Origin of the sequence: Mycobacterium numidiamassiliense, assembly GCF_900157365.1 — a bacterium.
Lineage (GTDB): Bacteria > Actinomycetota > Actinomycetes > Mycobacteriales > Mycobacteriaceae > Mycobacterium > Mycobacterium numidiamassiliense.
Genome location: NZ_FUEZ01000004.1, coordinates 3,088,155 through 3,100,523 on the forward strand (window position 1 = coordinate 3,088,155; position 12,369 = coordinate 3,100,523).

General features: G+C 62.9%; 15 protein-coding genes. 12 read left to right on the forward strand and 3 right to left on the reverse strand.

Annotation, left to right across the window (positions count from 1 at the left end):
• Nucleotides 1-103: 103 nt before the first annotated feature.
• Nucleotides 104-1,102, forward strand: a complete 999-nt coding sequence (locus MNAB215_RS22985) for an Acg family FMN-binding oxidoreductase (protein WP_077080845.1) — start codon at nt 104-106, stop codon at nt 1,100-1,102.
• A 127-nt stretch (nt 1,103-1,229) separates the two neighbouring features.
• On the opposite strand, the gene MNAB215_RS22990 is transcribed toward MNAB215_RS22985, so the two are convergent.
• Nucleotides 1,230-1,856, reverse strand: coding sequence for a class I SAM-dependent methyltransferase (locus tag MNAB215_RS22990; RefSeq protein WP_077082252.1), 627 nt, complete (start codon nt 1,854-1,856; stop codon nt 1,230-1,232).
• Nucleotides 1,857-1,908: 52 nt separating this feature from the next.
• On the opposite strand from MNAB215_RS22990, the gene MNAB215_RS22995 reads away from it, so the two are divergent.
• Nucleotides 1,909-2,478 (forward strand): helix-turn-helix domain-containing protein, encoded by a 570-nt coding sequence (locus MNAB215_RS22995; RefSeq protein WP_077080846.1) that lies wholly within the window; start codon nt 1,909-1,911, stop codon nt 2,476-2,478.
• 35 nt (nt 2,479-2,513) lie between these two features.
• Here the strand turns inward: MNAB215_RS22995 and MNAB215_RS30580 are convergent, their stop codons facing one another.
• Nucleotides 2,514-2,636, reverse strand: a complete 123-nt coding sequence (locus MNAB215_RS30580) for a hypothetical protein (protein ID WP_281253344.1) — start codon at nt 2,634-2,636, stop codon at nt 2,514-2,516.
• A gap of 128 nt (nt 2,637-2,764) precedes the next feature.
• Between MNAB215_RS30580 and MNAB215_RS23005 the strand changes: the two genes are divergently transcribed.
• From MNAB215_RS23005 to MNAB215_RS23030, 6 genes are all read left to right on the forward strand, one after another.
• Entirely contained in the window at nt 2,765-3,268 is a 504-nt protein-coding gene (locus MNAB215_RS23005) for a hypothetical protein (RefSeq protein ID WP_131829164.1), read from the forward strand.
• 145 nt (nt 3,269-3,413) lie between these two features.
• Nucleotides 3,414-4,535: a 4Fe-4S dicluster domain-containing protein gene (locus MNAB215_RS23010; protein ID WP_077082253.1), complete on the forward strand. Its 1,122-nt coding sequence runs from the start codon at nt 3,414-3,416 to the stop codon at nt 4,533-4,535.
• On the forward strand, nt 4,528-5,385 hold the full coding sequence (locus tag MNAB215_RS23015; protein WP_077080848.1) for an FAD/NAD(P)-binding protein: 858 nt from the start codon (nt 4,528-4,530) through the stop codon (nt 5,383-5,385). Before MNAB215_RS23010 ends, MNAB215_RS23015 begins: the two co-directional genes overlap by 8 nt.
• On the forward strand, nt 5,386-6,144 hold the full coding sequence (locus tag MNAB215_RS23020; protein WP_077080849.1) for an NADH-quinone oxidoreductase subunit B family protein: 759 nt from the start codon (nt 5,386-5,388) through the stop codon (nt 6,142-6,144).
• Nucleotides 6,141-7,433: a Ni/Fe hydrogenase subunit alpha gene (locus MNAB215_RS23025; protein WP_077080850.1), complete on the forward strand. Its 1,293-nt coding sequence runs from the start codon at nt 6,141-6,143 to the stop codon at nt 7,431-7,433. Before MNAB215_RS23020 ends, MNAB215_RS23025 begins: the two co-directional genes overlap by 4 nt.
• Nucleotides 7,391-7,945 carry a hydrogenase maturation protease gene (locus MNAB215_RS23030; protein ID WP_083746221.1) on the forward strand — a complete coding sequence of 185 codons (555 nt, stop codon included), beginning with the start codon at nt 7,391-7,393 and terminating at the stop codon, nt 7,943-7,945. Before MNAB215_RS23025 ends, MNAB215_RS23030 begins: the two co-directional genes overlap by 43 nt.
• Here the strand turns inward: MNAB215_RS23030 and MNAB215_RS23035 are convergent.
• A complete protein-coding gene (locus MNAB215_RS23035) occupies nt 7,893-8,300 on the reverse strand; it encodes a DUF302 domain-containing protein (RefSeq protein WP_077080852.1) in 408 nt (135 codons plus the stop codon). The genes MNAB215_RS23030 and MNAB215_RS23035 overlap by 53 nt on opposite strands.
• Before the next feature lie 1,177 nt (nt 8,301-9,477).
• Between MNAB215_RS23035 and MNAB215_RS23045 the strand changes: the two genes are divergently transcribed.
• From MNAB215_RS23045 to MNAB215_RS23060, 4 genes are all read left to right on the forward strand, one after another.
• On the forward strand, nt 9,478-10,140 hold the full coding sequence (locus MNAB215_RS23045) for a DUF1295 domain-containing protein (protein ID WP_077080854.1): 663 nt from the start codon (nt 9,478-9,480) through the stop codon (nt 10,138-10,140).
• Between the two features lie 201 nt (nt 10,141-10,341).
• The gene (locus MNAB215_RS23050; RefSeq protein ID WP_077080855.1) at nt 10,342-10,887 is read left to right on the forward strand and encodes a hypothetical protein; all 546 of its coding nucleotides are present in this window, start codon (nt 10,342-10,344) and stop codon (nt 10,885-10,887) included.
• Between the two features lie 196 nt (nt 10,888-11,083).
• A complete protein-coding gene (locus MNAB215_RS23055) occupies nt 11,084-11,350 on the forward strand; it encodes a DUF1918 domain-containing protein (protein WP_077080856.1) in 267 nt (88 codons plus the stop codon).
• Nucleotides 11,351-11,440: 90 nt separating this feature from the next.
• Nucleotides 11,441-12,244, forward strand: coding sequence for a sigma 54 modulation/S30EA ribosomal C-terminal domain-containing protein (locus MNAB215_RS23060; protein WP_077080857.1), 804 nt, complete (start codon nt 11,441-11,443; stop codon nt 12,242-12,244).
• The last annotated feature ends 125 nt before the right edge of the window (nt 12,245-12,369 follow it).

Here is a 12,369-nt window from a genome sequence, read left to right on the forward strand (position 1 = left end):
CGTGGCACAAAGTCCTTTCGGACTGGGGACGTCATGCTCTCGTACAGCCAGCCCAATTCGGCCATCGTTGGCATAACAAGTTTTACTGAAGGGGCCGATAGCCATGAACGTGCACTTTCCCGATACTGGCACCATCCGGACGGTGCTGGCTCTGACGTCTCGCGCTCCCTCCGTCCATAACACTCAACCGTGGCGTTGGGTGGTGGGCTCGGAGAGCCTGCATCTCTACTCCGACGCCGACCGGCAACTGCCCAATATCGATCCCGATGGACGAGATCTCATCTTGAGTTGCGGTGCGGCACTGCATCACTGCGTGACCGCCTTAGCAGCGGTTGGTTGGCGATCCAAGGTGAATCGCCTCCCGAATCCCGCCGATCCCGCACACCTTGCCTCGATCGAATTGTCTCGTTCAACCGCTGACCCAGTCGACATAGCGCTCGCCGCGGCGATCCCGCGACGGCGGACCGACCGGCGGCACTACAGTTCCTGGCCGGTGCCGGTAGGCGATATCGGTGTGATGGCCGCACGAGCCGCTCGGAACGGCGTGACGCTGTGCGAAGTCCAAGACACCGACAACCTGCATAAGATTGTGGCTCAAGCTGTCTGGGATCACATGACCCATGATTATCTTGTCGAACTCACCGAGTGGAGTGGACGCTATGCCTCGGTGGCCGGCGTCCCGGCCCGCAACACGCCGAAATCCGACCCGAAGGCAAAAGTTCCGAGTCGGCTCTTTGCCGGTCCGGCGCTGGCAATGACATCGGGCTCGTCACCCGACGAAGACAACGCCGTAGTGCTTGCTCTGGGAACTCGGGACGACGACAGGTTGGCCCAGCTGCGCGCCGGTGAGGCCACCAGCATCGTGTTGCTCACCGCCACATCGATGGGCTTGGCGAGTTGCCCGGTCACCGAACCGCTGGAGATCAGCGAAACACGCGAGGCTGTGCGCGAGGAAATCTTTGGCGGTGGCAGCTATCCGCAGATGCTGCTGCGGGTGGGTTGGGCCCCGATCAATGCGGACCCGTTGCCGTCGACCCCGCGACGCGAACTCTCCGAATTCGTCGAGGGGATGGCTGACCGCAAACACGACGGCGCCGAGTAGGTCGGATTTGAAGAGCGTCCAAATTCTGCCGCGTTTCGCGCAGGTATCTTAGCCGCGCAAGTCGATCGCGAGCGGGACGCCGGTATTGAACCAATAGCGATGAACGTTGGCGCTTTGGGACCCGTAGTTAGCGCCGCTGCAAGACCATCACGTTGTCGGTGAGGACTGCTTGCTGCCCTGTCGGTCCGACTGCGTCGCGCTCGACCGCTGCAACTCTTGCCCGATCCCATTGAGAGTTATCGAGATTCAACGATAAGACCACCTCATCTGCGGTCGGGAACTCATGGTGATGGTGATGGTGATCCAGCTTCGACGCCCATGGCGGTGCCGCGCCATGGTCCACCACCACCAGCGTGCCGCCCGGGGCGACGGCGTCAGCTGCGCGTCGCAGCAGCCGCGCACGATCCAGCGGGACCGTCGAATGCAGAAACTGAGCCGACACCAGCTTGAATACGCCACCCGGAAAACTCTCGTTCAAATCGTGACGCTGAAGGTCAATGCGGTCCGCGAGATTGCGGGCCATGGCATCGGCCGCCGCCCGGTCCAGTGCAGTCTGCGAGATGTCCACCGCCGTCACATGCCAGCCGTGCTCGGCGAGCCACATCGCGTCGGCGCCCTCACCGCAACCGAGATCGAGCGCACGGCCCGGCGTCATCGGCTCGACTAGCTCGGCCAGACGGACGTTCACCCGTCCACTCCACACCCGATCGCGTTGACCATAGTGCTCTTCCCAACTCTGCTGTGCCTCAGACATTCCCATACCCTCACGGTGCCCGCGGCTAGAGGCTGTGGCAAGGTTTCTTGCCATGCAGGCAAAAGACAGCGTCGATGTGGTGGTGCGGCGGCGACTGCGCGAGCTTCGCATGCAGCGCGGCCTAACCCTTGAGGACGTCGCGCAGGAAGCGGGGATCGACGTGTCCACCCTGAGCCGCCTGGAGTCGGGGAAACGGCGGCTGGCCCTGGATCACCTGCCGAGACTGGCGGCGGCACTTTCCGTCAGCACCGACGAGCTGGTGCGAGAACCCGCGGCCGAAGACCCGCGCGTGCAGGGCACCTCACACACCCGCGACGGCGTGACGTACTGGCCGCTCACCCGGCAGGGCCCCGGCGGCGGGCTGCACACGTTCAAGATCCGGGTCAGTCCCCGCCGTCGCACGGCGCCCACCGGGCTACCCGTGCATGAAGGCCAGGAGTGGATCTACGTGCTGTCGGGTCGATTGCGGCTTGTCCTCGGAGAGCGCGATTTCACCATCCAACCCGGTGAAGCCGTCGAGTTCTCGACATGGACGCCGCACTGGTTCGGCGTGGTCGACGGTCCGGTGGAGGCGATCATGATGTTCGGGCCGCATGGCGAACGGCTGCACCTGCACCGCTGATTCACACCGAGCACGTCGACGTCCTAAACAGACAATCACCCCGCGCCGCGCTGGCCCGCACCCGCGCCACGTTCGAGAAGGGCACGCTCGTCGAACGACCGGATGATTGAGGAGGTGACCAGCAAGTCGCGTCCGATCCACAGGTCATGACTATTCATCTGCGTGCTGCTGATCTGATGACTCCGGGCCTCGGCGTGCGGGTCCAACGACTCTAGATGCTGGAACCACGCCGGACAGACTATTGACGCTGACACATAGAAATCGTTGCTGCTCAATGGAGTTTGTGATGGAGACGTTCACATTAGACCCGCGCTGCTGGCGGATAGGCGTCATCCTGAGCCCCAACCCGTTGATTCGGCGCGTAGGCCGTGTTGAAGCATTGGTCACGCTCGTTGCACTCGGTGTGGCGTTGCTGGCGATACCTGTCGCGGTTGTAGTGGGCGCCGCGATTTACGGCATCCACGCCCATCTCTACGCGCAGGAGGCCCGTGAGCGACACGCTGTCATGGCAACCGTTACCGACTCCTGGAGCGATGGCTTGGGCAGCATTGTTGTGCAAGTGAAATGGCCGGTCGCAGCCGGCGAGCGTACGGGCCGGCTTGAAGTCGCTAATGCAGCACGGGAGGGAGATCGCGCCCAAATGTGGGTGGACAAGGAGGGCAATCAGGCAGGCACCGCCATCTCCGAGGTGGCAAGCACTGGGCGACGCACTTGCCACAACTATGTCGGCGTTGCTGATCGTCGGTGCTGGACTGACATCTCTGGTCGTCGCCGCGAGCTCGCAGCTTGACCAGGCCCGCGACGCCCAATGGGAACGTTCAATGACATGGTTGCAAGAAGACGGCGGCCGGACGAATCAGTATTGACGAATGTCGTGTTCCCGAGAGGGGACGACGCACTATGCACCAAACGGGAAATGGGCGGATGATATGTCGATGAGCGGATCCGGTGATCCCCCTACCGTTTTCTTCGATGCAGCCGGGATGCACCGCCTTGTTGAGGTGCTGATCGAGCGAGGATATCGCGTCGTCGGTCCGACGTTGCGCGACAACGCAATCGTGCTTGCAGAGCTGGAGTCGGCGGCCGACCTTCCGTCCGGCTGGGGCGTTGATGTAGGTCCGGGGCACTATCGCGTGCGCCGTCGCGACGACGACGCGGTATTCGGCCATTCCGCCGGCCCGCAGTCCTGGAAGCAATTCCTTCATCCACCGCGGCAGCGAGTGTGGGCAGGCACCCGGAACGGGGCGAGTAGCGCCCAATCCGAAGACGAGGTCCCGCGATACGCATTTCTTGGTGTGCGGGGATGCGACCTGGCCGCAATCAACACCTTGGATCGGGTGCTCGGCCGCTCCGAGTACCCGGATAGCTCCTACGTCGGCCGCCGTCGGCAGGCCTTCATCGTCGCGGTGAATTGCACCGAACCGGGCGGGTTGTGCTTCTGCGCTTCGATGGGCACCGGTCCCGCCGTCGGACCAGGCTACGACCTCGCCTTGACCGAGCGTCTGGACAGCGACACGCCGTCGTACCTTGTCGCCATCGGAAGTCAGGACGGCGCCGACGTGCTCGCGGCGGTGTCTCACCGGGCTGCGGACAGCGAGGAAATCGATTGTGCCCGTGCCGATGTCGAGGCGGCCGCCGATAAGATGGGCCGCCAGATGCCGAAAACGGATCTGCGAAACCTGCTGATTGAGTCACGCGAGTCGCCACAGTGGGACGAGGTTGCCAGTCGCTGTCTGACCTGCGGCAACTGCACAATGGTGTGCCCGACGTGCTTTTGCACCAGCACCGAGGACGTCAGCGATCTGACCGGTGATCATGCCGAGCGGTGGCGGCACTGGGCGTCGTGTTTCGAGATCGATTTCACCTTTGTCCATGGTGGCGGCAGCGTCCGCCAATCCGGCGCGTCGCGGTACCGGCATTGGCTGACTCACAAGCTGAGTACCTGGCACGACCAGTTCGACATGTCCGGCTGCGTCGGCTGCGGGCGATGCATCGCCTGGTGTCCCACCGGTATCGACATCACCGAAGAAATGAACAAGATGGCCGACGATGACTGACGGGGCGATCGGCGTCGCGTCGACGACGTCGGCGATGGCGCCGGTCCCGTATCGGGTGCGCAATCGCGTTGTGGAGAGCCCGGATTCGGCGACGTTATGCCTGGAGCCGGTCGGCGAGGCACTGCGGTCACCGGAGCCGGGCGAATTCATGATGCTCTACGCGTTCGGTGTCGGCGAAGCGGCGATCTCGATCAGTGGCGATCCCACCGTCACCGACGGTTCGATCACCCACACGATCCGCGCTGTCGGCGCGGTGAGCCGAGCCTTGCACGATGCCCAACCGGACACTGTGGTCGGGGTGCGGGGTCCATTCGGCACCGCCTGGGGGTTGGCCGAGGCCGCCGGCCGGGATTTGGTCATGGTCGCGGGCGGGGTGGGGCTGTGCCCGTTGCGTCCGGCAATCCTTGGCGCGTTGGCGCAGCGGGCACGCTACGGCAAGGTGATGCTCGTCGTGGGTGCCCGCTCACGGGCTGACTTTGTCTTCGCGGCTCAACTCGAAAAATGGGCCCAAGACCCGCGGATCGAACTACATCTGGTCGTCGACGCCCCGACACGTGGTTGGAGCGGCGAGGTCGGCTTGGTCACTGCTCCGTTGAACCGCCTAGAGTTGAATGCCGATCGCACCACCGCTTTCTTGTGCGGGCCGGAGCCGATGCTGCGCTTCGGGGCTGAGGCCTTGGTGGCGAAAGACGTTGCTGCCCATAATATTCGCGTTTCACTCGAACGTAACATGCAGTGCGGAATCGGTTGGTGCGGCCATTGTCAGCTGGGACCGTTACTGCTGTGCCGCGACGGGCCTGTCGTCGGGTATGACGTCGCCGGGCCGCTGCTGAAGGTGAAGGAGCTTTAAATGAGCCGACCCACTCTGGCGGTGTGGAAGTTCGCCTCGTGCGATGGTTGCCAGCTGACGCTACTGGACTGCGAGGACGAGCTACTCACCCTCGCCGACCAGGTGGAGATCGCGAACTTTGCCGAGGCTTCCAGTGCAATGGTTGGCGGGCCGTACGACGTGTCGCTGGTCGAGGGCTCGATCACTACCCGGCGCGATGAGCAACGCATCCGCGAGATCCGAGACCAATCGAAACTGCTCATTACCATCGGCGCATGCGCGACGGCCGGGGGAGTGCAAGCGTTGCGCAACTTCGCCGACGTCGCTGAGTTCACCTCGGTGGTTTATGCCATGCCGGAGTACATCGACACACTGGCAACTTCCACGCCGGCGTCTACGCACGTCAAGGTTGATTATCAGATCCCGGGTTGCCCGATTGACCGCGGACAGCTGCTCGACACTCTCGCGGCGGTACTGATCGGACGCAAACCGCGGCTGCCGGCCAAGACGGTGTGCACCGAATGCAAACTCAGCGGAGTGACGTGTGTGATTGTCGCCGAAGGCATCCCGTGTCTTGGCCCGGTCACCCACGCTGGCTGCGGAGCACTGTGCCCCAGGCATCACCGCGGCTGCTATGGCTGTTTCGGCCCGTCGGCGGTGCCAAGAACCGCGACGTTGATCCCGCTGCTGCGCCGCGATGGGATGTCCGACGGCGACGTTGACCGCGTGTTCTCGACCTTCAACGTCGCCAGTTTCACCGCTGAGCGGAGCAAGCAGTGACTCCAGAGACTCGCACGCTGAGCGTCGGCACATTGGCGCGCGTGGAAGGCGAAGGCGCGCTGCACGTCACGCTCAAGGATGGCGAACTGGAAGGTGTCGAGCTCAATATTTATGAGCCGCCAAGGTTTTTCGAGGCGTTCTTACGCGGACGCGCGTACACCGAGCCACCTGACCTGACCGCGCGGATCTGCGGAATCTGCCCGGTCGCCTACCAAGTCAGTGCCTGCAATGCGATCGAAGAAGCCTGCGGCGTCCAGGTCGACGACGATCTCGTTGCGCTCCGGCGACTGCTGTATTGCGGTGAATGGATCAACAGTCACGCTCTGCACATCTACCTGTTGCACGCGCCGGACTTCCTCGGCTACCCGGACATAGTCGGCATGAGCCGCGACCACGCTGAGGTCGTCGAGCGTGGGCTCTCGCTGAAGAAGGCCGGCAACCGGCTGATGGAGTTCGTTGGAGGGCGGGCAATACACCCTGTCAATGTGCGGCTGGGTGGGTTCTATTCCGTGCCAGCCCGATTGGAGTTCAGGCCGATCGCCGAACAGTTGCGCCGGGCGCTGGACAGCGCAGTGGCCACCGTCGAGTGGGTAGCCGGGTTCGACTTCCCCGATGTCGAGCTCGATCATGAGTTCTTGGCACTTACGGCATCCGGCCGGTACCCGATCGAGAATGGCACCATTGCGCGCAGTGGCGGCCCATCGTTTGCGGTGGCCGATTTCACCAACCACGTCGCCGAGTCACAGGTGCCGTACTCCACTGCCCTGCACGCGACACTCGACGGCGGCCGCCATCTGACCGGACCGTTGGCGCGGTATTCGCTGAACTCGCCAGCGCTGTCGCCGATCGCTGCGCAGGCGGCCGCAGACGCGGGGTTGTTGTCCGAATGTCGAAATCCCTTTCGCAGCATCATTGTTCGTGCTGTCGAAGTGGTCTATGCCATCGAGGAGGCGCTGCGGATCATCGAGGAATACCAGCGTCCGTCGCGCCCATTTGTCGATGTTCCCGCCCGGGCCGGCGTCGGGCATGGCGTCAGTGAGGCACCCCGCGGCCTGCTGTATCACCGATACCGGATCGATGAGGACGGGCTGGTTTCCGCGGCGACCATCATTCCGCCGACTTCGCAGAACCAGGCAGCCATCGAGGCCGACTTGGCCCGTATCGTCTCCGACAATCTGTCTCTCGATGATGCCGCGCTGACCACGCTGTGCGAGCGATTGATCCGTAGCTACGACCCTTGCATCTCATGCTCGACACACTTTTTGACGTTGACGGTGCAGCGTACGTGACCGGGGATGCGCGCGAGCTCAGCAGCGCAGTGGTCGTGATCGGCCTCGGCAATAGCTACCGCCAGGACGACGGCGTGGGCGTCGCCGCCGCCGCAGCGCTAGACGAACTCGCGTTGCCGCATGTTCGCGTAGTAACAGGCATTGCGGATCCAATGGATCTGGTCGAGGCATGGTCGGGTGCCCCGCTCGCCGTGGTCATCGATGGCGCTGTCATGACTCCGTCAACGCCAGGTCGCGTCAGTCATTGCACCGTAGGCGATTTGGTCACGGCGTCCGACGGGTTGAGTTCGCACCGTGTCGATATCGGGCGCACTTATGCGCTCGGTCAGGTGCTGGGCCGAACACCCGGTGCGCTTGAAATCTTCACCATCGAACTGGCAGACACCGGTCATGGCATCGGTTTGACCCCAAAGGTGGCGGGCGCCGTGTCCGAAGTGGTCGACAAGGTTGTGGCCGAAATCAAGCGCAACCGTCGGCCAGGGAGGCGATTGCGGCGGCCAGCCTCGTGGTGACTTCGTCGGCGATCGCGATGAGGGTCGGCTCTCCGGTTACCCCGAGCAAGATACCCGGATCCATCGCCTCGACAATCACGGCGCCTGGGTTGCCCGGGTCGGCGTGCACCAATACGTTGCAGGGAAGCAGCAGCCCGATCTGTCGATCGACGGTGAGAGCCCGGTATGCCAAGGCTGGATTACACGCACCGAGGATCAGGTAGTCCTCCATCTGCACGCCGAGCTTGGCCTCGAGTGTCGCTTTCATGTCGATTTCAGTAAGAACGCCAAACCCCTGTTTTGCAAGGGCTTCTCGAGTGCATGCCACGGCGTCCTCGAACTGGATTGCTAAGTTCGCCGATAGCGCAACGCCCATGCTGCATTCCTTTGGTGTGTGGCCGAAACCAAACCGGACCCCCTTCCGCCGATGAGGCGGGCGAACATGGGAGAAGTGGATTGAATTATTGGGCAGAACTCAAGGCGGCGACTCCGCTGAGCGTCTCGTGGTCGAGACAACGGCTTCACGGTCTCCGGGTGGGTTGCACATCCCATGAGGGATATCCGATCGTTCAAGCGCTGCCCGCGATAGGGGCGGAAGTCCCAAAAGTTTAGGACTTCGATGAGCTACTATCCAGGACGACGCCGAGGTCGTCGCATAGATGCGGCCGTGATGGGGGACGAACCACAGCGGTACCGCGAACGGCGTTCCCTTATGTGAACGGCTAGCAAGAACCATGACTCGCGACCTGCACACCGCCGCTTCAAGATTCGGCGAGTGGAACGGGTGAGTGTCGTCCTTCTCGTCGGTGACGGAAAACGGCGCCGGTCGTGGAGCTGAGGTTCCCTGTGGTGTCGGTACTTCACGGAGTGAGCCGTAGTCCCAGGCCACGATCCGCTTGGGCGCTACCCGATAACTGCGATCGCCGATAGCTCTGGCCTGCCCTCTGACGCTCAGCGATCGCAGTCGGAACCACTGCGGGCCGTCGTCGGCAATCACGACGACATTGCGACCGTTCAGATCTGCGTTACCCTCCGGCACCTGCACAATGCGCGGCGAAGACGTGGGATCGGCCGGCTGTTCGAGAGTCACGCTCACCGGAACCACGACGATCTCGCCGTCGACGGTGGCGGCCAACGCCGCGCGTGGCGGCATGAAAGCTAAGTCGGCGACGGCGGTCGCCTCGACATCACGAGTTATCACGAGCGGTGGCTTCCCCGTGGAAGCGCCTCCATCGCCACAGTATGCCGATCGTCTGATCTTGTTGGCGCACTATGCCTTGGTGGCGGCTGGCGGGACAACCACGGAATCATGTGTCGGGCTGCGATTAAGGCCCTTTTACCCTGTGATCGATGACCAACGCCTCCCGATGAACCACCACCGGATTTCATAACGTCATAGCTAACGGTCGATTTGGGCGCGCCGCGGATGTCCGTCAGTCGACTGCCGACTTGATCCACGCTGTGCAGATCGAAATGCCCTGTCCCAGAACTGAGCCCAGTATCAATGTCGGTGTCGACGCGAGATCAGAAAGCGCGAACGTCCGGAGGAATGCATGAAACCCACTGGCTTCTTCATCGACCTACACAAGGCACTTGTCATCCCGGTGACGGTGGCGGCGATGGTGATGTTCGGCAACTTCTCAACCGTGATGTGGCTGTATCTGGGGATGCACGGCACCTACTCGATCCTGTGGCTGATCAAGGGCCGTACCTACCCCGACCGCCGTTTCGCCGAGCAGGTGCCGATCTGGATCGGGGGCCTGTTCGTCTTCCTGCCGCTGGCCGGGTATTACGCTGCCCCGATCCTGCTGGCCTGGCTTCACCCGAACGTGCCCGGTTGGGCTGTCACGCTCGGCGTCTCGAGCTTCACGTTTGGCATCTTCTTGCACTACGTCGCGGACGCGCAGAAGTACTTCACTCTGCAGGTCCACCCGGGTCTGATCGAGACGGGGCTGTTCGCCCGGACCCGAAACCCTAACTACCTCGGCGAGATCATGACCTACATGGGCTACGCGATCATCTCGTGGAACTGGTTCCCGTTCGTCGTCAACTTCGCGTGGATCTTTGGGTTCTTCGTCCGCAACATGATCAAGAAGGACCGCTCGATGTCGCGGCATCCCGGCTTTGCTGCCTACAAGGCCCGCACCGGCCTCCTGTTCCCGCGGATCCTTCCTGTCCGCGCACTGGGCACCGACCGGGCCCCAACGGAAACCTGACCGCCATCTGCCCGGCGAGATCTCGCGGCCACCGTCCCTGGCGCGAATTTGGTGTGATAGCAGGTACTGCTGGATCAGGAGGACAATGACAAAAGTTAGGTCACCGAATCCCTTGTGCCTCAAGTATTCGCGCCACAGACGACCGCATAGGCCGGCCAGCAGTTGAACGTGGCCCGGCAAGGACGTGAGGGTGCGCCGGCGATGACGAAGAACATTCTGTCCGATGCGCAGATCACCGCGCTGACAGCCGCCCAGCGGCGTGAGCTCATTCAGCGTCTCGAGCGGCCCACGGCGGATTTAAGGCCAAAAGGCCTCGCAGCGAAGCTAACCCAAGCGCATCTGGGGTTGATGACCGGCGGTGCGGTGTTCATGATCCCTTGGATTGTCTATCTCGGTTTTACCCTGCCCGAGAACTACACCGTCCGCGACTGGCCGTTGACGTGGTTGGGCTTCGACAGCTTGTTGGTTGTGTTCATGGCCGCGACGGCGATCCTGACCTGGCTGCACCGTCAGGTGCTGGTGCTTCCTGCTTTCACCACTGGGATACTGCTGCTCTGTGACGCATGGTTCGACGTCACGACCGCCAGTCCCGAAGAATTTCACTCGGCGATTGTGACCGCGCTGCTCGGCGGAGTGCTGGCGCTCGTCCTCATTGTCGGTGCCTGGAGCTTGGTGCGCTTGACGGCCCGCCGGCTGTGGCTACTCGAGCCCGGCCAGTCTCTGTGGCGGTTACCGCTGCTTTCCTAACTGCACGGTCTTCGTATTCGGGCGTGTCGTCGATGTTTGGAGTTCTCAAACCCGTTGCGATCGAACACCTTCTGCACAGTGAAGTCGTGCAGGAGGCGGCGAGGGCCTTTGGACATCCAGGTCGGTGACGTGATACCCCTGCCGCCGACCTGACACACGTGTGCACGATTGAACTCCCGAAGGAAAGGGCAAGCGGATGAAGGCAAACGTCGGTGACTGGCTGGTGATGAAGGGCACCACACTAGATCAGCCAGACCAGCGGGGACTGATCACCGAAATTCACTCACCGGACGGCGCACCACCGTATGTGGTGCGGTGGCTCGCCACCGACCACGAGGCGACCGTTTTCCCGGGCGCGGACGCGATCGTCGTCACAGCTAGAGAGCAGGCCGACGCCGACGAGCGTGCGCGACATAGGTTCGGAGCCGTGCAATCGGCCATCTCCCACGATAAGAGCAAGTAGGCGCTGGGGATGAGGCGGTGAAAGGGCTCGCGCAGGTCCAGTGACCTTTGGCCCTCGTCAGCAATCAGTTCTCTGATGTAGCACGGAAGTATGCACCACAGAACGGATTTACCACAGGCCATCGACGTTGACGTGACAACGCACGATGAGTTTCCGGAAGCAGCGGAATACGCGCGTGCCAAGATCGGCGAGCTCGGACGGTACACCAGCCGACCTGTGCTGCAGGCCCGCGTCAAACTGAGCAGACATCGCGATCCGGCGGTGCCGCGGCCGGTGGTCGCGCAGGCCAATCTCGACGTCGATGGCCGGCTTGTCCGCGCTCAGGTCCAGGCGGAGACTGGGCGAGAAGCGGTCGATCTCCTCGCTGCGCGGCTGCGCCGCCGGCTGGAACGCATCGCCGAACACTGGGAGGCGCGGCGCGGCGAGCTGCCCTCGGCCAGTTCCCACGAATGGCGGCACGATTCCGAGCCGACGCACCGGCCCAACTACTTCCCCCGTCCCGCAGATGAGCGCCGTGTCATCCGTCGCAAGTCGTTCACGATGGCGCCCTGCACCGTTGACGAGGCCGCCCGTGAAATGGCGCTATTCGACTACGACTTTCACCTGTTTACTGAACGAGGCACCGGTACTGCGGCTGTCTTGTACCGCAATGGCGCGACGGGATATCGCCTGGCGCTGGTAGCGCCCGCATTGGCCGACCAGCTGAGCCCGTACGAGCTGCCAGTGACCATCAGTCGGCAACCAGTGCCGTGTTTGACCGAAGAGGAGGCGGCCGACCGGCTGGGCCTGCTTGGTCTGCCGTTCCTGTTCTTTGTCGATGCCGCCCAAGGCCGCGCCGGCGTGTTGTATCACCGGTACGACGGGCATTACGGCTTGATTGCCCCGGCGGGCTAGGCGTCTTGTACGTCAGCGTTACCAGTGACCTTCGTCCAGTGGCGAGGTGTCTTTGCGCCCTTATGTCCGGAGGCCGGATTGACGGAACGTTGAGAATGCCGAGTTGGTTCGAGATTGCCACCGGC